Annotated in this window: 17 protein-coding genes; 8 read left to right on the top strand and 9 right to left on the bottom strand. The window is 68.8% G+C overall.

Annotated features, from left to right (window positions below; genetic code table 11):
* Positions 1-100 precede the first annotated feature (100 nt).
* From gorA to C9412_RS07830, 4 genes are all read right to left on the bottom strand, one after another.
* On the bottom strand, positions 101-1459 hold the full coding sequence (gorA, locus tag C9412_RS07815; protein ID WP_107231102.1) for a glutathione-disulfide reductase: 1359 nt from the start codon (positions 1457-1459) through the stop codon (positions 101-103).
* Positions 1456-2706 carry an FAD-dependent oxidoreductase gene (locus C9412_RS07820; RefSeq protein ID WP_107231103.1) on the bottom strand — a complete coding sequence of 417 codons (1251 nt, stop codon included), beginning with the start codon at positions 2704-2706 and terminating at the stop codon, positions 1456-1458. The genes gorA and C9412_RS07820 overlap by 4 nt, the downstream gene beginning before the upstream one ends.
* Before the next feature lie 3 nt (positions 2707-2709).
* Complete coding sequence (locus tag C9412_RS07825) at positions 2710-3954, bottom strand: DUF418 domain-containing protein (RefSeq protein ID WP_107231104.1); 1245 nt, start codon at positions 3952-3954, stop codon at positions 2710-2712.
* 99 nt (positions 3955-4053) lie between these two features.
* On the bottom strand, positions 4054-4536 hold the full coding sequence (locus C9412_RS07830; protein WP_107231105.1) for a peptidylprolyl isomerase: 483 nt from the start codon (positions 4534-4536) through the stop codon (positions 4054-4056).
* 111 nt (positions 4537-4647) lie between these two features.
* Here C9412_RS07830 and C9412_RS07835 point away from each other — a divergent pair, with 111 nt between their 5' ends.
* Together C9412_RS07835 and C9412_RS07840 are read left to right on the top strand one after the other, a co-directional pair.
* Positions 4648-5187 carry a C40 family peptidase gene (locus C9412_RS07835; RefSeq protein WP_107231263.1) on the top strand — a complete coding sequence of 180 codons (540 nt, stop codon included), beginning with the start codon at positions 4648-4650 and terminating at the stop codon, positions 5185-5187.
* A 197-nt stretch (positions 5188-5384) separates the two neighbouring features.
* Positions 5385-6095 (top strand): C40 family peptidase, encoded by a 711-nt coding sequence (locus tag C9412_RS07840; RefSeq protein WP_258190118.1) that lies wholly within the window; start codon positions 5385-5387, stop codon positions 6093-6095.
* A gap of 309 nt (positions 6096-6404) precedes the next feature.
* Here C9412_RS07840 and C9412_RS07845 read toward each other — a convergent pair whose 3' ends face one another.
* Entirely contained in the window at positions 6405-7739 is a 1335-nt protein-coding gene (locus C9412_RS07845) for a dicarboxylate/amino acid:cation symporter (protein WP_107231107.1), read from the bottom strand.
* Between the two features lie 154 nt (positions 7740-7893).
* Between C9412_RS07845 and C9412_RS07850 the strand changes: the two genes are divergently transcribed.
* The 5 genes from C9412_RS07850 to C9412_RS07875 all read left to right on the top strand — a co-directional run bounded on the left by C9412_RS07850 (position 7894) and on the right by C9412_RS07875 (position 13136).
* Positions 7894-9600: an alkaline phosphatase gene (locus tag C9412_RS07850; RefSeq protein ID WP_107231108.1), complete on the top strand. Its 1707-nt coding sequence runs from the start codon at positions 7894-7896 to the stop codon at positions 9598-9600.
* Positions 9597-10142: a WG repeat-containing protein gene (locus C9412_RS07855; RefSeq protein ID WP_107231109.1), complete on the top strand. Its 546-nt coding sequence runs from the start codon at positions 9597-9599 to the stop codon at positions 10140-10142. The genes C9412_RS07850 and C9412_RS07855 overlap by 4 nt, the downstream gene beginning before the upstream one ends.
* A gap of 542 nt (positions 10143-10684) precedes the next feature.
* Positions 10685-11971 carry a tRNA lysidine(34) synthetase TilS gene (gene tilS, locus C9412_RS07865; protein WP_258190107.1) on the top strand — a complete coding sequence of 429 codons (1287 nt, stop codon included), beginning with the start codon at positions 10685-10687 and terminating at the stop codon, positions 11969-11971.
* 36 nt (positions 11972-12007) lie between these two features.
* Entirely contained in the window at positions 12008-12268 is a 261-nt protein-coding gene (locus C9412_RS07870; protein WP_006381978.1) for an exodeoxyribonuclease VII small subunit, read from the top strand.
* Positions 12258-13136, top strand: a complete 879-nt coding sequence (locus tag C9412_RS07875) for a farnesyl diphosphate synthase (protein WP_107231111.1) — start codon at positions 12258-12260, stop codon at positions 13134-13136. Before C9412_RS07870 ends, C9412_RS07875 begins: the two co-directional genes overlap by 11 nt.
* Before the next feature lie 77 nt (positions 13137-13213).
* Here the strand turns inward: C9412_RS07875 and C9412_RS07880 are convergent, their stop codons facing one another.
* Together C9412_RS07880 and pmbA are read right to left on the bottom strand one after the other, a co-directional pair.
* Positions 13214-13585 carry a DUF4870 domain-containing protein gene (locus C9412_RS07880; protein ID WP_040007321.1) on the bottom strand — a complete coding sequence of 124 codons (372 nt, stop codon included), beginning with the start codon at positions 13583-13585 and terminating at the stop codon, positions 13214-13216.
* An 87-nt stretch (positions 13586-13672) separates the two neighbouring features.
* The gene (pmbA, locus tag C9412_RS07885) at positions 13673-15040 is read right to left on the bottom strand and encodes a metalloprotease PmbA (protein WP_107231112.1); all 1368 of its coding nucleotides are present in this window, start codon (positions 15038-15040) and stop codon (positions 13673-13675) included.
* 68 nt (positions 15041-15108) lie between these two features.
* Here pmbA and yjgA point away from each other — a divergent pair, with 68 nt between their 5' ends.
* Positions 15109-15696 (top strand): ribosome biogenesis factor YjgA, encoded by a 588-nt coding sequence (gene yjgA / locus C9412_RS07890; protein ID WP_107231113.1) that lies wholly within the window; start codon positions 15109-15111, stop codon positions 15694-15696.
* A gap of 41 nt (positions 15697-15737) precedes the next feature.
* Here yjgA and tldD read toward each other — a convergent pair whose 3' ends face one another.
* Positions 15738-17183: a metalloprotease TldD gene (gene tldD / locus C9412_RS07895; RefSeq protein ID WP_107231114.1), complete on the bottom strand. Its 1446-nt coding sequence runs from the start codon at positions 17181-17183 to the stop codon at positions 15738-15740.
* Between the two features lie 57 nt (positions 17184-17240).
* On the bottom strand, positions 17241-21107 hold the full coding sequence (locus C9412_RS07900; RefSeq protein ID WP_107231115.1) for a YhdP family protein: 3867 nt from the start codon (positions 21105-21107) through the stop codon (positions 17241-17243).
* Positions 21108-21131 lie beyond the last annotated feature (24 nt).

Here is a 21131-nt window from a genome sequence, read left to right on the forward strand (position 1 = left end):
TAGAGTCGAGCTTGCTCGACTGCCTTCACAGCGCAGTCGAGCAAGCTCGACTCTACAGAAAACGGCAGCCGAGCATGGCTCGGCTCTACAACAGCCCGGCTCAGCGCATCAGCACCACTTCCTCGGCCGAGGTCGGGTGGATCGCCACGGTGTCGTCGAACTGCGCCTTGGTCGCGCCCATCTTCACCGCAACGGCAAACCCCTGCAGGATTTCATCGGCCGCTTCGCCCAGCAGGTGAATGCCCACCACCCGTTCTTCCGGGCCGGCACAGACCATCTTGAACAGGCTGCGCTGGGTGCCGTTGGCCAGTGCCTGCAGCATCGGCCGGAAGCGGCTGTGGTACACGCTCACCTGCTCGAAGCGCGCACGCGCCTCTTCCTCGCTCATGCCCACCGCGCCCAGCGGCGGGTGCGAGAACACCACACTGGCCACGTTCTCGTAATCCATCTTCGATTGCGGGCGGCCACCGAACAGACGGTCCATCAACCGCCGCGATGCGGCCACCGCCACCGGCGTAAGCCCGACCTTGCCGGCAATGTCACCCACGGCGTGCACGCTCGGCACGCTCGTGGTCTGCCATTCGTCCACCTCCACCTGCTGGTGCTCGCCGATGCCGATGCCCAGCGCTTCCAGGCCCAGGTCACGGCTGTTGCCACGGCGGCCGGTGGCGAAGAACACCGCATCGAACACGCTTTCGAGCGGTCCGTCATGGCCGAACGCACGCACACGCTCGCCGTCGCGCTGCAGTTCACGCAGTCGGTAATCGAAATGGATGCGTACGCCCTGCTGTTTCAGGTTCTCCGCCAACTGATCGGTCAACTCGTAGTCGAAGCGCTCCAGCAGCCGCTTGCCGCGCACCAGCAGGCTCACCTTGCTGCCCAGGGCTTGCAGCAGCCCGGCCAGTTCCACCGCGATGTAACCGCCGCCGATGATCGCCACCTCGGCCGGTGCCGCACGCAGATCGAAGAAGTCATCGGAGACCAGGCCCAGCTCGGCGCCCGGAATGTCCGGGCGCAGCGGGTGCGCGCCGGTAGCAATCAGGATGTGCTCGGCGCTGTAGCGCACGCCATCGCTGCAGGCCACGGTATGCGCGTCGAGCAGATGGCCACGCGCCGGAATGCGCACCACGCCGGTTTCATCCAGTCGCTTGTGGTAGCTGGTGTGGATGTTGCTGATGTAGGCCTGGCGGTGGATCACCAGTTCCTTCCACGACAGTGCCGGGCGCGCCGGCACATCGAAGCCCATCGCACTGGCCAGGCCGATGCGCTCGTGCAGGTCGGCCGCCAGCCACATCGCCTTCTTCGGCACGCAGCCGACATTGACGCAGGTGCCGCCCAGCTCACCGGGTTCCAGCATCGCCACCCGCTTGCCATGCTGCGCGGCGCGGATCGCACCGGCCAGGCCGGCGGAACCGCCGCCAAGGACGATCAGATCGTAATCATAGGGTGCAGTGCTCATCGGAATCGCTCGGGTCGGTAAGGGGCGGGATCGATCGCGGGTGTGCGGCCGCAGACCAGATCGGCAATCAATTGGCCGGTGCCAGCGCTCATGCTGATGCCGAGCATGCCATGCCCGGCTGCAAGCCAGACGTGAGGATGCGCGGGCGCGCGGCCGATCATCGGCACGTCGTCCACGCTCATCGGCCGCCAGCCACACCACTGTTCCTGCAGCTGCGCGCCGCGCGGCGTGCGCAGGTAGTGGTCGGCGGCGTGCTGCAACGCCTGCAGGCGCGTCGCACGCAGCTGCGGGTCAGCACCGGCGAACTCCATGGTGCCGCCCAGCCGCAGCGCGTCGCGCCAGGCAATCACGAAGACGGAATGGTCTTTCAGCACCGCCGGGCGCAACGGCACCTGCGATGGGCGCGACCAGGTCAGCGAATAGCCCTTGCCGGGCTGGATCGGCACGCGCAGGTCCAGCTGCCGCGCCCAGTGGCGCGACCACGGCCCGGTGGCCAGCACCAGCTCGCGCGCCGACAGGTGCTGGCCACCGGCCTGCACGCGTACACCGTGCGCATCACCGCTGAAACCCTGCACGTCCTGCTGTTCGTCGATCACCACGCCCTGCGCGCGCAGCACGCGTGCCAGTTCGGCGGTGTAGCGGTCCGGTCGCAGCTGTGCATCACCGGGGAAGTGGATCGCACCGGCAAGCCGATCATGGAACGCCGGATTGTCGCGCGCGTAATCGGCGCCACCAATGCAGCGCGTGGCAATGCCCTGCGCGTTCAATGCCTCGCACTCGGCCGCGTACTGGTCGAAGTTGCGCGCATCACCGAACACGTAGTCCAGACCGCGCGCCTCGAATTCGCAGTCCAGCGCATGCGTCTTCACCCACTGCGCCAGGCGCAGCCGCGAATCATTCAACAGTGCGCCGCGTGCCCGCGTGGACTGCAGCCAGTCCCGCGCGTTGCAGCGCGCACCGAACTGCAGCAGCCAGCGCCACAGTGTTGGATCCAGCCGCGTGCGCACATACAGCGGTGCGCGCGGATCGAGCATCCAGCGCAGCGCACGCCTCGGAACACCGGGGGCCGCCAGCGGTGGCGCATGGCTGGGCGTGATGGTGCCGCAGTTGCCATGCGAGGTCGCGCCACCGATGCGCCCCCGTTCGATCACCCGCACCTGCCGGCCCTGCGCGCGCAGCGCGAGCGCGGTGGCCAGGCCGATGGCACCGGCGCCCACCACGATCACATCCTCGCGCGCGCCTCGCATCGATCAGCCCTGCCCGGCTCCGCGCCGCATCGGCGGCCACTGCCGGTACGTCATCGCGCGCCACAGCCATTCCATCGGGCCGAAACGGAAGCGCCGTAGCCAGGCGTGCGAAACGCCCACCTGCACCGCGAACAGCGCCAGCGCGAACAACAGCTGCACGCTGCGCGGCATCTGCCCGAACGCGCCCAGGCCGTAGTGATAGAACAGCCAGGTGCACAGCAGCGACTGGCCCAGGTAGTGGGTCAACGCCATGCGTCCCACCGGCGCCAGCCACGCCAGCCGCGCGCGCCAGTGCACGATCCAGGCCAGGTAGCCCAGGCACATCGGCAGACCGCCCACCGTCACCAGGGCCATCGCGGCGGTGACCGGCAGGTCATAGGCACCCGGTGCCAGATACGGCTTCCAGACAACCCCCAGCAGCGTGATCACCAGACCGAGCGGCAGCGCCACCCAGCGCAACACCGCGTACAGCCGCACGAAGCGCTCCGGCGTGGCCAGTGCGCCGCTGCCGGCAAACCAGCTGCCGATCAGGAACATGCCCAGCACTTCCGGGCCCGTAATCAGCAGCGCCCCCATCGACGATCCGAACTCGCCCAGGCGCTGCGCGTTGGCCTGCATCCAGCTGCCCTGCCCGTACACCAGGCGCTGCTGGGCGATCTCCTGCTGCGCGTCGGCGAGCATCTTCTGCAGGTCCTCCACCGGGGCCATCGACACCATCGCCCCGACCAGCAGCATCATCGCCACGCCGGCCAGATAGACGATCACGCCCATCCACGGCAGCCAGCTGCGCGGCGCCTCGCGGCAGGCCAGCAGCGGCAGCGAGACCAGCGCGTACAGCACCAGGATGTCACCGGACCAGACCAGCAGCGCATGGCACAGGCCGATCAGCAGCAGGCCGGCGCTGCGGCGCAGGTAGAACGGGGTGAACGCGCGCCCGGCCACCTCGGCGCGCTGCGCCATCACCGCGAAGCCGGCGCCGAACAGCAGCGAGAACAGGGTGAAGAACTTGCCCTGCACGAACACATAGACGAACGCATCGGCCCAGTAGTCCAGGCCCTGCCAGTGCGTGTCGATACCGGTGAAGGCCAGGTCCAGCGGTCCGCTGAAGGCCTCGATGTTCATCAGCAGGATGCCCAGCAGCGCGGCACCGCGCAGCACATCCAGCACCGCGATGCGTTCGCTGGAAGCCAGCGGTTGCAGGGAAGGAGAAGCGGCGTTCACGGGGCGTCCGTCGGGCAGGTCCGCCATTATGCCGCCGGCCCATGCGCCATGGATGGCCGCGCCGTGTTCCAGAAACGCAACGGCCCGCCGAAGCGGGCCGTTGCTGCCATCACGATCGCGCGGCGATCAGTGCTGGTGACCGCCGTCGCCGTGGACGTGGCCGTGATCGATCTCTTCCTTGCCGGCTTCGCGCACGTCGACGATTTCAACGTCGAAGTGCAGGTCCTTGCCGGCCATCGGATGGTTCAGGTCCACGTCGACCACGCTCATGCCGACCTTCTGCACGGTCACCGCACGCGGGCCGAAGTTGGTCTGCAGCACGACCTGCTGGCCCGGGGCCAGCTTGGTGTTGCCGAAGTGCTTCTTCGGCACGCGCTGGGACAGGCCCTCGCGACGCTCACCGTAGGCATCGGCGGCCTTGACGTCGACGCTGAAGGTCGCGCCGGCTTCCTTGTCCATCATGGCGTTTTCCAGGCCCGGAATGATGTTGCCGTGGCCGATCAGGATCGCCAGCGGCTCGCCGCGGTCCTTGGACGACTCGATCGGCTCCTGGCCGGCTTCGGAAACGGTGTAGTGGAAGCGGACAACGCGGTCTTTTTCGATCTTCATGCGCAACTCTGTCTGGATCTGCCGGAGGCAGGCGGGTTGGGGCGGGTTGTGGCCCGGCGGGGACGCCGCCATCATGACGGCCAATCCAAGGTGGCGCATTATCCGGAGATCATGCACATCACGCCAGTTTCGTCCGGCCCGCGCCGGTTGCTCGCCCCGGCCCTGCTGCTGGCCCTGCCCCTGTTGCTGACCGCCTGCGGCGGCGGCAAGGCCACCCGCCCTGCTCCGCCACCGCCAACCGCGCACTGGCCGAAGACCGTGCCGGACAACCCCGAGGCGGCCAATTCGGTGCTGATGCGCGCCATCAGCCTGGTCGGCACGCCCTACCGCTATGGCGGCAACACCCCCGATTCGGGCTTCGACTGCAGCGGCCTGGTGGCCTACGTCTACCGCGAGATGCTGGACCTGAAGCTGCCACGCACCTCCCGTGACCTGGCCGCGGTACAGGGCCCGAAGATCGACCCGCAGCGCCTGGCCACCGGTGATCTGGTGTTCTTCGGCAGCCGCGGCAACGTCACCCATGTCGGCATCTACGTGGGTGAAGGACGTTTCGTGCACGCCCCGAGCACCGGCGGCACGGTCCGGCTCGATTCGCTCAGCGGGCCCTACTGGAAGGACCACTACACGGGGGCGAAACGCGTTCTTCGCTAAGATGAACAGGCGATATGTTCAAAACTGTGACGCTCATCACTCGTAAACTAACGGATTACTAACGGAATTTTTAACTTATCCGCGCTTTTACAGGGCATGATGCCCCATCGTTTTTTTCCTGTGACCGACGCGTGACGACTGACGACCTGAAAAGCGAAGGCCAGACTTCCGTATCTTCACGTGGTGCCCGCCCGCTGTTGCTTGGCCTGGCACTGTGCCTGACCAGCCTTCCGGCCTGGTCGCAGACCGCTCCGAACCGCTCCTCCGATGTGACCCCGGCCCCGGTGGCCGAGAGCACCACCCGACCGGCCGCCAAGGCCGAGGCTGCCGCTCCGCAGCGCAGCCGCGTCGATGCCGCCGCCAGCGCCACGCTGGCCGCCCTGCTGCCGCACCTGGCCGCCAACGACACCATTCCGCTGATGGACCGCTCGGCCGTGGTGGCCGGCGATCTCAGCCGCCTGCTCGCCAACTACGACACCAGCAGCGCCGCCAATGGCAGCGTTGTCGGCACCGCCGCCGACAATGGCAAGGTGCAGTCGCTGCTGCGCCGCGCGATGACCTTGCTGGGCACCCCGTACCGTTGGGGTGGCAGCAACCCGGACAGCGGCTTCGACTGCAGCGGCCTGGTCGGCTACGTGTTCCGCTCGGCGCTGGGCATTGAGCTGCCGCGCGTGTCGCGCGAGATGGCCCACGACGACAACGCCGAACTGATCAACGACCGCACCGCGCTGGCCGCGGGCGACCTGGTGTTCTTCGGCCGCAAGGGCCGCGTTGACCATGTCGGCATCTATGTCGGTGATGGCCGCTTCCTGCACGCACCGAGCTCGGGCAAGGACGTCCGCGTGGACACCCTGCTCAGTGGCTACTGGGGCAACAAGTTCATGCAGGCCCGCCGGGTCGACCTCTGACCTGCTGGCGCCACCGCGCCGCCTGAGAGACGAAAAGCCGCTGCCCTGCAGCGGCTTTTTTGTTTGCGCCCCCGGTGGGTGCCGACCCTGGTCGGCACAGCGCCATCTGCCCGGGTGGGTGCCGACCCTGGTCGGCGCAGCGCCATCTGCCCCGGGTGGGTGCCGACCGTTGGTCGGCACAGCGCCATCTGCCCCGGTGGGTGCCGACCGTTGGTCGGCACGGCCGCCATGCATGGATGGCGTGGATCTACCGGCACAAAACAAAAGGCCCGCCGGTCAGGGCGGGCCTTCCATCACCACCACGCAACCTCAGCCGCGCGGCGGCGTCGGGTCGGGGTCATCCACGCCGACATTGCTGGACGGGTTGTCATACACCGCCTGGTCGAGCAGCCCGGTCTCCTTGGCCACGATCACCGGCACCAGCATCTGGCCCGTCACGTTCGTCATCGTGCGCATCATGTCCAGGATGCGGTCGATGGCATACAGGTAACCGATGGTCTCCAGCGGCAGGTTGGCCGCGCTCAGCACCACCGTGGCCATGATCACGGCGGTGCCGGGTACGCCGGCGGTACCGAAGCTGCCCAGCACCGAAGCAATCAGCACCACCACGTACTGTTCCGGGGTCAGCGGCACGCCGCTGTACTGCGCGATGAACACCGCGCACAGGGCCGGATAGATCGCACCGCAGCCGTCCATCTTGATGCTGGCACCCAGCGGCACCGCGAACGAGCCGTAGTCCTTGTTCACCCCCAGGTTGTGGGTGATCGAACGCAGCGCCACCGGCATCGCCGCAAAGCTGGACGAGCTGACGAACGCCACCTGCATGCCCGGCGCGGCGCCACGGAAGAACTTCAGTGGGTTCAGGCCGTGCGCCATCAACAGTGCGCTGTAGACCACCACGATGTGCAGCGCGCAGGCCACGTACAGCGCCAGCACGAAATGCCCCAGCGGCAGCAGCTTCTCGAAACCGTAGCTGCCGACCAGCCCAGCGATCAGGCCGAAGGTACCGATCGGGGTGACTTCCAGCACGAAGCGGGTCACCTGGATCATGATGTCGCTCATCTGGCCGACCAGCTTGCGCGCCTCGGTCACCTTCTCGCCCAGCTTGACGATGGCAAAGCCCACCAGGCCGGCGAAGAAGATCACCGGCAGGATCGAGCCGCGGCCGGCCGCCAGCACGGTCTCACCAGCGGCATTGACCTTGGTGCCGATGCCGGACAGCGCGTAGAAGACATTGGCGGGCACCACATCCAGCAGCACCTGCACCACGCTGGGCACTTCGCGCGGCACGTAGTTGCTGGCCATCGACAACTGAAGTCCACCCGCACCCGGCTGCAGCACGGTGCCCACGGCCAGGCCGACGCACACCGCCAGCGCGGCGGTGATCACGAACCACAGGAAGGTGCGGCCACTGAGCGCGGCGACCGACTTCTGGCCATGCAGCGAAGAAATCGCGTTGATGACCGCGAAGAACACCAACGGTACGGCGATCATCTTGATCAGGGTGACATACAGCTCACCGAGCGGGCCAAACCACGTTTCCGCGGCCGGGCCGAGCGCCCAGCCGGCCAGCGCGCCGAGCACGAAGCCACCGACCACGCGCTGCCAGAATGGAATCCGCAGCCAGGCAGAGACCAGCTTCATAGGCAATCCAGAGGGGAAGGAAGGGATGCTGGCACGATAGCCCAACCTGGCCCGCGGAACGACCGCCCGGCCGGCAAATCAGTGTGTCATCGGCGTGCCTTGCAGGGCCGGGCATAATGAACGTCCCGTTACAGTTTGTGAGATCCCAGCGTCCATGCGCCGTTCCGTCTCCCTGTTGGCCGCCTGCGCCACCACCCTGCTGCTCGGCGCCTGCGCCAGCACTACCCCCGCCTCTGCCCCGGCCGGCCTGAAGGTCGCCGTCGACCCGGTCGCGCACCCGGCCGGCGAGACACCGCAGTGGTGGTACCGCAGCGGCGCCGCCCAGGCAGCGGCCAATGGTGCGATGGCCGGCAAGGCCAAAAACGTCATCCTGTTCCTCGGTGACGGCATGAGTCTGACCACCGTGGCCGCCTCGCGCATCTACGAAGGCCAGCGCAAGGGCGGCTCAGGCGAAGAGAACCTGCTGTCCTGGGAGCGCTTCCCGGCCACGGCGTTCAGCAAGACCTACAACACCGATTCGCAGACGCCGGACTCGGCCGGCACCATGACCGCCATCACCACCGGCGTGAAGACCCACATGGGCGCGATCGGCGTCAGCGCCGGCAGCCGCACCGACTGTGCCGACAGCCTGTCCAAGGGCCTGCTGACCTGGCTGCAGCTGGCCGACAGTGCCGGCCTGGCCACCGGCGTGGTGTCCACCGCACGCCTGACCCACGCCACTCCGGCGGCGACGTATGCGCACTCGCCCGAACGCAACTGGGAAAACGACACCGACCTGACCGACGCGGCCAAGGCCGCCGGCTGCAAGGACATCGCCCAGCAGCTGCTGTCGACCTCGCGTTATGGCCGCGGCCCGCTGGTCGCCCTCGGTGGCGGCCGCGGTGAGTTCACCACCGTGGAAGAGCGCGATCCGGAGTACGACGACAAGGTCGGCCAGCGTCTGGACGGCCGCAGCCTGGTGCAGGAATGGCAGCAGGCCCATCCGCAGGGCGCCTATGTGTGGAACAGCAAGCAGCTGGCGGCCGCGGCCAACGCGCCGGCCATCCTCGGCCTGTTCGAGCCGGACCACATGCGCTACGAATACGAGCGCCCGCAGGATCCGGGTGGCGAGCCGAGTCTGGCCGAACTGACCGCCGCGGCCATCAAGAACCTGGCCCAGCACAAGGAAGGCTATGTGCTGATGATCGAAGGCGCGCGCATCGACCACGCCAACCACAGTGGCAACGCCTACCGTGCGCTGACCGAAACCGTGGCGCTGTCCGATGCGGTGCGCGTGGCCAACGAACTGACCTCGGCCGATGACACGCTGATCATCGTCACCGCAGACCATTCGCACACGTTGAACTTCGTCGGCTACCCGGCGCGCGGCAACCCGATCCTGGGCAAGGTGAAGGACAAGGGCGGCGAAGACGGCGCCGGCAAGCTCGACTACGCGCTGGACGGCAGCGGCCAGCCCTATACCACCCTGACCTACGCCAACGGCCCGGGCCACACCGGCGCCAGCAACCAGCAGCCGGCCGGCCCCAAGCGCTACCCGCACAACCCGAGCAGCTTCGAACCGGCCAATGGCCGCCCGAACCTGCGCGAGGTCGACACCGAGCACCCGGACTACATGCAGGAAGCGCTGGTGCCGATGAAGTCCGAGTCGCACGGTGGCGAGGACGTCGGCATCTGGGCGCGTGGCCCGGGCAGCAAGGCGATCCGCGGCACGTTGGAACAGAACGCGATCTACCACATGATCGTGCAGGCCACCCCGGCACTGCGCGAGCGCCTGTGCCAGGCCGGCACCTGCGACGACAAGGGCGTGCCGGTGCAGCTGCCGGCACCGACCGCATTCGAGCGCAAGGCCGAAGCCAAGTGATCCTGCGGCAGGCCCGCCCTGCCTCTGCCAGCGGCCGCCTCGCGCGGCCGCTGGTCCTGCTAGGCCTGCTGGCCAGCGCCAGCGCGTTGGCGCAGGGACCGGCGTGCAAGCTGCTCACCGACGAACACGGGTTGTGGCCACTGCCCAACTGCGAGGTGGTCGATCACCGGCCGAAGATCCAGCCGGACACGCTGAAGGACCTGAACTTTGATGACCACGGCCTGGCCGTGGTGTACGCCGACCAGGGCTTCCATTACGTCGACCGCAGCGGCCGCAGCCTGCCGGTGCTGACCTGGGACAACGGCCCGGAAACGCCGGAGGAAGGCCTGCTGCGCGGGCGCGTGGGCAACCGCGTGGGCTACTTCGATCTGACATTCCGTCAGGTGGTACCGGGCACCTTCGATTTCGCCTGGCCGTTCCGCGACGGCGTGGCCGAGGTCTGCAACGGCTGCCGTCGCGGCACGCCGGATGGCGATGGCCATACACCGATGGAAGGCGGCGAGTGGTTCAGGATCGACCGCGCGGGCCGTCGGGTGAAGTAGGGGTTTCGGCAGGGCTGCGCCCTGCACCTGCTACGAGCAACAGCAACAGCCAAAGCGGCTCTGGTTTTCTGTGAGTTGGGCGGGGCGGTGTGGGTGGGCAGGACACGCCGTAAACCCATCCATGGGGGCTCGATGGCGCCATCCATGGCGCCAACGGTCCTGCCCACCCACACCGCCCCACCCCTGACAGATTTCCGGTGACGGCTGGACCATCCACGCTTTGCGTGGATCAGATCTGTGAGAGATCGAATTGAATCCGGGGTCAGATCCGTTTTCCGCAGGAAAACGGATCTGACCCCATCGGCATTTCCGACAGCTCACAGGAAACTGTCGAAGGCGGGGTGGGTCCGGTTGCGGGAGTGTCCGCGGCATGGATGCCGCGGCCAAGCCCCCAAGGACGGGTTTACGGCGTCTCCCGCAACCGGACCCACCCCGCCAACCTTCAGGAAACCAGCTTCTGCCGTTGCTGTTGCTGTTGCTCTGGCTCGTAGCGGGTGCAGGGCGCAGCCCTGCCAAGTAAACCCCACCCTATACTTGCCGCCGTGACCGCCTTCCCTGCCCTCGTTCCGCTGGATGCGCCACTGCTGGTGGGCTACAGCGGCGGTGTCGACTCGACCGTGCTGCTGCACTGGCTGTGGCGCTGCGCCCAGGCCTCTGCCACGCCGCTGCGCGCGGTGCACGTGCACCACGGCCTGCAACCGGCAGCCGATGACTGGGTGCGGCATTGCCAGCAGCAGTGCGCAGCGCTGGGCGTCGAACTGGCCGTGCACCGCGTGCAGGTTGATCTGCACCCTGGCCTCGGCCTGGAGGGCGCGGCGCGCCAGGCCCGGCGCGCGGCGTTCGCCGCCGAACTGCGCGACGGCGAAACACTGGCGCTGGCACAGCACCAGGACGACCAGGCCGAGACCTTCCTGTTGCGTGCACTGCGAGGTTCCGGCGTCGATGGCCTTGCCGCGATGGCCGAGCACAGTCAGCTCGGTGCACACCGCCTGTGGCGCCCGCTGCTGCATGCACCGCGCAGCGCGCTGCTCGACTACGCCCGGCAGCACGCGCTGTGCTGGATCGAAGACCCCAGCAACAGCGAAGACCACGCCGATCGCAACTTCCTGCGCCTGCACGTACTGCCGCTGCTGCGCCAGCGATGGCCGCATGCCGCTGCGGCATTGGCCGGCAGCGCGACGCACTGCTGGCAGACCCGCGAACTGCTGGACGAAGAAGACGCCGAACTGATCGCACACCTGGAAGTCGCACCGCGTGTGCTGTCGCTGCAACTGCTGCGCCAGGTGTCGCCGGGCCGTGCCGCGCGCGTGCTGCGCGCCTGGGTGCTCGGCCACGGCGCCCCGCCGCTGCCGGCCACGGTGCTGCAGCAGGCGCTGGAGCAGCTGCTGCCGGCAGCCAATGACCGTCAGGCACAGGTACGCTGGCACGACCATGCGATCCGGCAATGGCGCGACCATGCCTATCTGCTGCCTGCGCGGCTGCCGGCTCTGCCCGCCGACTGGCAGGTCACATGGGATGGCCGCGCGCCATTGCCGCTGCCCGACGGCGGCCAGCTGCGCCTGCGGGGTGCCAGTGCTTTCGAGCAGCCGCTGCAGGTCCGTGCGCGGGTGGGTGGCGAGCGCATCCTGCGGCCCGGCCGCCAGCATGCCCATGCGCTGAAGGACTGCCTGCAACGCGAGCACCTCGCGCCGTGGCGGCGCGCGCAGCTGCCACTGCTGTTTGCGGACGGGCAACTGCTGGCCGCCGCCGATGTGGTCATCAGCGCGCCCTTGCAGGCATGGCTGCTGGCCCGGGACGCGCAGCTGCAGTGGCGTCCCGGCGGTTGGTGAATTGACCCCCGCGCGCAGCCCGTCCACACTTGCCGCATGGCCAAGAAGTCCCCCGAAAACGCCTCCCCGGTCGCCCAGTTCGAGCAGTCGCTTGAATCGCTGGAGCAGCTGGTGGAGCAGATGGAAACCGGCGAGCTGAGCCTGGAAGCTTCGCTCAGTGCTTACGAACGTGGCGTCGGCCTGTACCGGCAGTGCCAGCAGGCGCTGGAGCAGGCGGAACTGCGCGTGCGCCTGCTCAGCGATCCGGCCCAGCCGGAAACGGCCGAGCCCTTCGATCCGCCCAGCCATGACGGCTGAGCTGCTGTTCGCGCGCTGGCGCGACCGGATCGAAAGCCAGCTCGACGCCGCCCTGCCCTCACCCGCCGAAGCGCCGCAGCGCCTGCACCAGGCCATGCGCTATTCGGTGCTCGGTGGCGGCAAGCGCATGCGCCCGCTGCTGGTGTACGCCAGCGGCCAGCTGTTCGGCGCGCAGGCCGAAACCCTGGATGCGGCAGCGATGGCGGTCGAACTGATCCACGCCTATTCGCTGGTGCATGACGATCTGCCGGCGATGGACGACGACGCACTGCGCCGTGGCAAGCCGACCACGCACATCGCCTTTGACGAAGCCACGGCGATCCTCGCCGGCGACGCGCTGCAGACCCGCGCCTTCGGCCTGCTGGCCGATGCACCGCTGCCGGCCACCCTGCGCGTGGCCTGCCTGCAGACCCTGGCGCATGCGTCCGGTGCGTCCGGCATGTGCGGCGGGCAGGCCCTGGATATCGACGCCACCGGCCAGCAGCAGACGCTGGCGGCACTGACCCGCATGCACGCGCTCAAGACCGGTGCGCTGATCCGCGCGGCGGTGCGCATGGGCGCGCTGTGCGGCCAGGCCCACGAGCCGCAGCTGGCCCAGCTGGATCATTTCGCCGACGCGCTCGGGCTGGCGTTCCAGGTGCGCGACGACATCCTCGATGTCGAAGCCAGTTCCGAACAGCTGGGCAAGACCGCCGGCAAGGACCAGGCACAGGACAAGAGCACCTTCCCCGCGCTGCTCGGCATGGACGGCGCCAAGGCGCAGCTGCGTGAACTGGCTGCGCGCATGCAGTCCAGCCTGGCCGGCTACGGCGAAGAGGCCGATGCGCTGCGCGCGCTGGCGACGCTGGCGGTGGAACGCGATCACTGATCGCAGCCACGCTGCGCGCTCGCCAACAAAAAACGCCCGGCAGTGCCGGGCGTTTTCAGTTCCACATGCGGACGGTCTTACTTGACCAGGCGCAGCGCGAACGGATAGCGGTAGGCTTCGCCGTTGTTGGCCTTCACCGCCGCGATGATGCAGAACACCAGGTTCAGGATGCCGACGATCGGCGCCAGGATGCCGCCGATGATCACGATGGTCAGCACGATGCAGATCAGCATCGCGATGGTGATGGTGATCTGGAAGTTCAGCGCTTCCTTGGCCTGGTCGGTGACGAAGGCCTTGCTGGCATCATCCTTGTTGATCAGCCAGATGATCAGCGGGCCGATGAACCAGGTGAAGATGCCCAGCAGGTGGGCAGCCAGGGCCATGGTGCGCTGGTCGGCCGGCGCATTGGTGGTGGCCGGCGGCGGCGGGACGTTATCGAATTCACTCACGACAAAACTCCTTTTCATTGGGTGGTCTTGACCCACCAGCACCAGGCTGATTGCGTCAGGCGGGGATAGCTTACGCCATCAACGCCATCAATCATTACCGGCGATCGTCATTCGTCCAACCAGGATCGAGCCGGTCCGGATGTGCGAGCGGGGGTCGACGTCACTGCCAACCGCCTCGATGCTGCTGAACATCTCGCGCAGATTGCCGGCGATGGTGATGCCGTCCACCGGGTACTGGATCTCGCCGTTCTCGACACGGAAGCCGCCGGCACCGCGCGAATAGTCGCCGGTCACCCCGTTCACGCCCTGCCCCATCAGCTCGGTCACCAGCAGTCCGCTGCCCATCCGGGCGGCGATCTCGTGCAGCGAGCCGGCATTGGCCGCCAGCTGCAGGTTGTGCACGCCGCCGGCATTGGCGGTGGTCTGCAGGCCCAGCTTGCGCGCCGAGTAACTGCCCAGCACGTAGCGCTGCAGCACGCCGTCACGGACCAGCGCCGAGGCGCGGGTGGCCACGCCATCACCATCGAAGGCCGCCGAACGCAGGCCACGGCGCAGGTGCGGCAGTTCGTCGATCTGCATCCACTCGGGGAACAGGCGCTGGCCGACGCTGTCCAGCAGGAAGCTGGCCTGGCGGTACAGCGCGCCGCCGGACACGGCCGTCAGCAGGTGTCCCACCAGGCTGCGCGCCACTTCCGGGGCAAACAGCACCGGCATGCTGCCGGTCGCCAGCGAGCGCGGCTGCAGGCGGGCCACGGTGCGCTCGGCGGCCTGGCGCCCGACCCGGCCCACCTCCTCCAGGTCCTCGCGGGCCAGCGCGCTGGTGTACCAGCCGTCGCGCTGCATGCCATCCCCCTGGCCGGCGATCAGCGCACAGCCGATCGAATGATGGGTGCCGCGCTCGCGGCCGATGAAGCCATGCGAATTGGCGTACACCGACAGGCTCTGCATGCTCGACACCGAGGCGCCGTCGGAGTTGCGGATCTGCGCGTCGGCCTCGCGCCCGGCGTTCTCGCACGCCAGCGCCAGGTCCACCGCCTCATCGGCCTGCAGCGCCCATGGGTGCCAACTGTCCAGTTCCGGGAAGTGGGTGGCCATCAATGCGGCCTCGGCCAGGCCGGCGGCGGGGTCGTCCTCGGTATGCCGGGCGATCGCACAGGCCTGCTCGACGGTGGCCGCCAGGCTGCTCTCGTTCAGGTCGCCGGTGCTGGCACTGCCCTTGCGCTGGCCGAAATAGACGGTCACGGCGATACCGCGGTCGCGGGTGGACTGCACGGTCTCCACCTCACCCAGGCGGACGTTGACATCCAGGCCGCGGTCCTCGCTGCAGCTGACTTCGGCCTGGCTGGCGCCCAGCGCGCGGGCGCGGTCGAGCAGCTGCTGGGAAAGGTCGGCCAGCCGTTCCAGGCGGGCCGGGCTGTCGTCACCGACGGCGACTTCAGGGGCGATCACGTTCAATGCTTTATCCTGTGCAGGTTGGGCCCGGCATCACGCCGGGCGACTTTTTTTGAAAGCAGGTGTGGACGATGCGCGGACGCGACGAAGAAACCGGTGAATTCCTTGACAAGAGCCGCAAGCAGAAGCGCGGCGAAGCCCTGGAAGTACTGGCCCTGGGTGAGAAGCTGGTGTCGCTGACCCCGGCCCAGCTGGCGCGCCTGCCGATTCCGGAGGACCTGCTGCCGCACATCGCCGAGTGCAAGCGGATCACCGCGCATATCGCCCACAAGCGGCAGCTGGCGTTCCTGGCCAAGCACATGCGCCGCGAGGACGAGGCCACGCTGGAGGCGATCCGCGATGCGCTGGACGCCAACAGTGAAACCGGCCGCCGCGAGGTGGCGATGATGCACCGCGTGGAAGACTGGCGCGAGCGCCTGCTGGCCGACGGTGACACGGCGCTGGCCGCGCTGCTGGACGACTACCCGCAGGCCGACCGCCAGCAGCTGCGTACGCTGGTACGCAACGCCCAGGCCGAGAAGGCGAAGAACAAGCCACCGCGCGCCTACCGCGAGATCTACCAGGTGCTGCGCGGGCTGATGCTGCCGGCCGCGCTGGGCCTGAAGACGGCCGGCGACGACGACGCCGACGACACGGTCGACGACGCCGACACGGACTGAGTCCGTGTCGGCCAGGGCGCGGGCCGCGGCCATGGCCCGGCTCAGGCCTGGGTACCGCCGACGGTGATGCCTTCGATCAACAGCGAGGGCTGGCCGACACCGACGGGCACGCTCTGCCCGTCCTTGCCACAGACGCCCACGCCCTCATCGAGGGCGAGGTCGTTGCCGATCATGCGCACCTTCTGCATGGTTTCCGGGCCGTTGCCGATCAGCGTCGCGCCTTTCACCGGCGCGGTGATGCGGCCATCCTCGATCAGGTAGGCCTCGGTGGCCGAGAACACGTACTTGCCGCTGGTGATGTCGACCTGGCCGCCACCGAAGTTCACGGCGTACAGGCCCTTCTTCACCGAACGGATCATCTCCTGCGGATCGTGCTGGCCGGCGCGCATGTAGGTGTTGGTCATGCGCGGCATGGTCAGGTGCGCGAAGGATTCACGACGTGCGTTGCCGGTGGGCGCCATGCCCATCAACCGCGCATTGAGGCTGTCCTGCATGTAGCCGACCAGGATGCCGTCCTCGATCAACGTGGTGCACTGGGTCGGATGGCCTTCATCGTCGATGTTCAACGAGCCGCGGCGCCCGTCGAGGGTGCCGTCGTCGACGATGGTCACCCCCGGCGCCGCCACGCGTTCGCCGATGCGCCCGGCATAGACGCTGGTGCCCTTGCGGTTGAAATCGCCTTCCAGGCCATGGCCGACGGCTTCGTGCAGCAGCACGCCGGGCCAGCCCGGGCCCAGCACCACCGGCATCACCCCGGCCGGGGCCGGCACGGCGTCCAGATTCACCAGCGCCTGGCGCAGCGCCTCGCGGGCCAGCGCTTCGGGGCGGCCGCCGGCGAACAGTTCGTCGTAGCCGAAGCGGCCACCGCCACCGGAGTAGCCGGACTCGCGGCGCCCGTTGTGCTCGACGATCACCTGCACGTTCAAGCGCACCAGCGGGCGCACATCGGCACCCAGCACGCCATCGCTGCGGGCGATCAGCACGGTGTCGACGCCGCCGGACAGGCTGACCATCACCTGCTTCACCCGCGGATCGGCGGCACGCAGGTAACCGTCCAGGCGCTTGAGCACCTCGACCTTGGCCTCGTTGCCGATGCCGTCGATCGGGTCCAGCGCCGGGTACAGCGCGCGCGCGGTGCCGCGCAGCAGCGAGCGACCCGACTGGGCCCCGCCTTCGCGCGAGATCGCACGTGCCGACTGCGCCGCCGTCAGCAATGCGTCGGCGTGGATGTCATCGGAATAGGCAAAACCGGTCTTCTCACCGGCGATGGCGCGTACGCCCACGCCCTGCTCGATGGAATGGGCGCCGTCCTTGACGATGCCGTCTTCCACGCTCCAGCTCTCGCGCCGGGCGTGCTGGAAATAGAGGTCGCCGAAGTCGACACCCGGGCCGAGCAACTGGCCGAAGGCGCGCTCCAGGCCGGCGGTATCCAGGCCGCCGGGGCGCAGCAGGCGGTCTTGGGCAAGCGTCAGGGCGATATCAGTCATGGTCTCGATCTGGGGATGCGGGGGCGCTCAGGCAACCCCGTGGACGGAAGGCCGGGCTCAGCGTGAGCGCGGCAGGTCGGTGACGGTGGGCGGAATGGCCGGTGCCGGCGCCGGTACCGGCGCTGGCGGGGTCTTGTCGCGGCTGCGTTCGATCACTTCCACCTTCGGCTCCTTCCATGGACCGGTCACCTTGTAGGTACGGGCGCCAATCTCGCCCAACGGTTTGGACAATACCGCATTGGTGGCCGCGCCGAGCGCCGCCCCCACCGGGCCACCGGCCACCGCGCCGACCACGGTCAGCAGATTGCCGGCGCGCGGATTGACGTCGATGGTCTGGTCGAACTGCTGGTTGCGCAGGTCGGCCTGGCCGCGGATGGTGATGTTCGCCGCCGGGCCTTCGATCAGCACCTTGTCGGTGCGCGCCATGCCCTGGCCGAACTGCATGCGGCCGTCGATCTGGTTGAACGCGAAGCCCTTGGAGAAGAAGTCGCGGAAGTCGAACATCAGGCGGCGCGGCAGCTGGGTGACGCTCAGCAGGCCCAGGACGCGGCCGGCCCCCGGTTCCAGCTCCAGCAGCTGGCCGTTGCGCGCATGCAGGTCCAGGCTGCCCTGCAGATTGGCCAGCTGGAAGTCCGACGGGCCGCCACTCCAGGCGGCCTGCAGCTGCGCCTGGCCGGAACCCCCGCGCAACTGGCCACCATAGTCGAGGTTCTGCATCAGCCCGCCCAGGTCTTCACTGCGCACCTGCGCGGTCAGTTCGGTGCGGGCACCGCCGCTGCGGCCCAGCCAGCGGCCGCTGATGTCGATTTCCTGGTCCGGCGCACGGAAGCGCAGCTCGTCCACGTTCAGGCCGTTGGCCAGCGGGCGCGTGCGCAGCACCGCCTGGCCCAGCACCACCTTGCCGAACTTCAGGTCGGCGATGTCCAGCGCGAACGGTGGCAGCTTTGCCGGGTCCATGTCATTGGCACCGGCCTGCACCCGCGCCGGTGCCGGCGTCGCCCCCGGTGCCCCCGGTGCCGCCGGCAGCGACTGCCAGTGCACGCGGTCGAGCTGGCCACTGATGGTGCCGCCTTCGGCGTTGGGCACGGTCAGGCGGCCAGCCAGCGAAGGGCCATCCAGGCGCACGTCCAGCGCCTGCGCGCCCGGGCGCAGCTGCAAGCGGGTCTGCTCGAACACCCCGCCGATCAGCTTCAGCTGGCCGACCTGCACGTCCACTGCGCGCAGCGGCATCGCATCATCGTCGCTGCCGCCGCGTGCCAGGCCGATCCACTCCAGTGCGTCCAGGGTCGGGCTGCGGCCATTGACCGTCAGCCCGCTCGGCGGCGGCTCGCGGTCGACACGGTCGCTGCCGAGCGTGACCTGTACGCCGGTCTGGTTGTTGTGGCTGCGCGCGGCCAGGGCCAGGCGCTGGCCGAACGCCACGTCGATGCGGCCGGCGCCCATCGGCAGCTGCGCGGCTACCGTAGTCGCCAGCGGCTCGGTGGCCGGCTTGTCCAGTGGTGCCGGCAGGTCCAGGCGGGTCCCGATCAGATCCGAACTCAACCGCAGTTCGCTGGGCGGGGACGGCGCCCCCGGCGCCACCTTGGGCAGGTTCACCGCGATGGTCCACGCCGAGGTGCCGTTGATATAGGGCTTGAGCCAGGCCATTTCCGGCGCGCGGTCGATCAGCACCCCGGCATCGAGATGGGCCGACAGCTGCGATTCGAAGGCCAGCCTGCTGTCACGCACGTAGCCACCGGCACGCAGGCTCAGGCGGCCGTCCTGGCCGAGATGCCGCACCGACAGTTCCTCGGCATCGAAACCGCCATTGCTGTAGCGCGCCTGCCCGTGCATGTTGTCGAAGGCCAGCTGGAAGCGCTTGTCGACCAGCTTCACGCCGGCCAGATCGACCGTGCCCTGCAGATGGCCGCCCCCTTCATCGTGGTGCAGCGGCTGCAGCAGATCGAACGTCACGTGCGCAGGGCCGGCAGCGCTGAGATTGTCCAGGGTGTCGCCGTAGTCCTTGTGCAACGGGCTTTGCCGCAGCATCGCCAGCAGCCTGCCGGCCTCGCTCTGCGCGTCGGCGCGCACATACAGGGGCTGCTGGCCGAAGTCGGCAATGCCCGCTTCGAAGGTCTGCACCGCCACCCCGGCCAGATCACCGCGTCCGCGCATGTCGAAGCCGGGGCCGATGAAGGCGATATCGGCATCGACCTGGCTCATCAACGGCCAGTCGTGCTGGAAGCGGATCTCACCCTGGGTGATGTGGCCGGTGGCCTCGAAGCGGCCATCGTGGTTGTCGAACGGCCAGTCGTCCAGGTCACCGGTGACCAGGCCGACACCGCCGCGTACCTGGCCGCCGGCCAGCGCCATGTCCAGCCAGTCGGTAGCGCCCTTGCTCATCTTGGAATGGATCCAGAAGCGCTTGGCCGCGGTCATCGGCACGTCGTCCAGCTTGGCCGCCAGCTGCAGCCACGGCCGCGTGCCATCGCCCTGGAACCAGACCCCACCGCGCACATCGGCGGCGTAGTCGGTGCCTTCCACGCGCATCGCCGGCGTTCCGATGCGCCAGCCGCCGCCTTCGTCGCGCCAGCCCACCACCTGCCCCGCCAGGTACAGGTCGTGGCGTACGCCAAAGCCCGTTGGCCAATCGAACTGCAGCTGGCGCTGCGGTTGCAGCTGCAGGCTGAAACCGTTGGCATCGCCCTCGAAACGGCCGCCCAGGCCGCGCACGCCCGGGGAACCGCCCACGCTGGCAAAGCCCAGCGACTGCAGTTCGCCCTGCGCCCACAACGGGCCGTCACGTTCGCCGGCCAGCTGCAGCTCAGCCACCTCCAGCTGTGGCCGGGACAGGAACAGCCAGCGACGCAGGTCCGCCGGCAGGCGATCGCTCAGGGCCAGGCCACGCAACGCGGTCCCCGCCTGTGCCGCCGCGGCGCTCACCCGCAGCTGCCTGCCCACCTGCACCTGCAGGCCATCGAGCCGCTGCTCGCCCTCGTCCGTGGTCAGGCGCAGGCGCGGCACCTGCAATGCCCAGCCCTCGGCCTGGCGCTGCCAGCGCAGTCGCGCCTGCACGCGCTGCAGCTGCAGCTGCGGGGCCGCCACGCCGGGCATCGCAGCGCCCTGCACACGCACTTCGCGCAGGTCCGAGTCGGTGGTCAGCGCCACTGGCACGAAGTCGCGCAGGGTCAGCCACAGGTTCAATTCGCCCTTGCCTTCGCGCAGGCGCACGCCGCCGGCCGCCAGCAGTGGCGACCAGGCATGGAAATCAACAGGATCGGCACCCAGCCAGGCCTGGCCGTTGCCGTGGCGGCGGTCCACGTCCAGCACCGCGGTCAGCGGCAGGGCGTCCGCCTGCGCCCACGCACGCACGCCCACCCGCAGGCGGTCGCCATTGACCCGCAGGCGCAGGTCGATGCGCGGCAAAGTGGCATCGATGCCCAGCTGCGGCGCGTGCACACCCAGGCGGCCCTCGATCACCTGCAGTTCGCCGAGCCGGCGCAGTGCATCCAGCGGGTCACCCCCGCTGCTGGACTGCGGCAGCCCACGCACCGACCAGCGACCGTCCTGGCCCTGTTGCAGGTCCAACGCCAGGCCACGCAGGCGCAGCTCGGTCAGCGAACGCCCGGGCAGCAGCCCGCTGTACATCGACACCAGCACCTCGGCCTCGCCGATCGCCAGGCCCTGGCCGGCGCCGATGCGCAGGCCCTTCAGCTGCAGCAGCGGGCCGCGCCGGGTCCAGGCGGTCTGCAGCTGGTCAAAACGCACCGGCTGGCCGGCACGCTCGCTCAGCCAGGCGGCAATCGTCTCGGGATGACGCTCGGCCAGCGGCAACAGCTGGCTGAGCGTGCCCACCAGCAGTGCAAGCCCAACCAGGCCCACCGCACAGGCGGCAATGAAATGACGGCGGATCCTTCGCAGTCGCAGGCGCGGTGGCGCGCTCATCGGCCACCGCCGGCCTGCAGCCGG

Source organism: Stenotrophomonas sp. Nf1 (genome assembly GCF_003028475.1).
Taxonomy (GTDB): Bacteria; Pseudomonadota; Gammaproteobacteria; order Xanthomonadales; family Xanthomonadaceae; genus Stenotrophomonas.

Excerpts from the sequence above, each read along its gene's own strand:
- gorA (WP_107231102.1), bottom strand. The coding sequence starts at position 1,459 with ATGAGCACTGCACCCTATGATTACGATCTGATCGTCCTTGGCGGCGGT.
- C9412_RS07820 (WP_107231103.1), bottom strand. The coding sequence starts at position 2,706 with ATGCGAGGCGCGCGCGAGGATGTGATCGTGGTGGGCGCCGGTGCCATC.
- C9412_RS07825 (WP_107231104.1), bottom strand. The coding sequence starts at position 3,954 with ATGGCGGACCTGCCCGACGGACGCCCCGTGAACGCCGCTTCTCCTTCC.
- C9412_RS07830 (WP_107231105.1), bottom strand. The coding sequence starts at position 4,536 with ATGAAGATCGAAAAAGACCGCGTTGTCCGCTTCCACTACACCGTTTCC.
- C9412_RS07835 (WP_107231263.1), top strand. The coding sequence starts at position 4,648 with ATGCACATCACGCCAGTTTCGTCCGGCCCGCGCCGGTTGCTCGCCCCG.
- C9412_RS07845 (WP_107231107.1), bottom strand. The coding sequence starts at position 7,739 with ATGAAGCTGGTCTCTGCCTGGCTGCGGATTCCATTCTGGCAGCGCGTG.
- C9412_RS07850 (WP_107231108.1), top strand. The coding sequence starts at position 7,894 with ATGCGCCGTTCCGTCTCCCTGTTGGCCGCCTGCGCCACCACCCTGCTG.
- C9412_RS07870 (WP_006381978.1), top strand. The coding sequence starts at position 12,008 with ATGGCCAAGAAGTCCCCCGAAAACGCCTCCCCGGTCGCCCAGTTCGAG.
- C9412_RS07875 (WP_107231111.1), top strand. The coding sequence starts at position 12,258 with ATGACGGCTGAGCTGCTGTTCGCGCGCTGGCGCGACCGGATCGAAAGC.
- yjgA (WP_107231113.1), top strand. The coding sequence starts at position 15,109 with ATGCGCGGACGCGACGAAGAAACCGGTGAATTCCTTGACAAGAGCCGC.
- tldD (WP_107231114.1), bottom strand. The coding sequence starts at position 17,183 with ATGACTGATATCGCCCTGACGCTTGCCCAAGACCGCCTGCTGCGCCCC.
- C9412_RS07900 (WP_107231115.1), bottom strand. The coding sequence starts at position 21,107 with ATGAGCGCGCCACCGCGCCTGCGACTGCGAAGGATCCGCCGTCATTTC.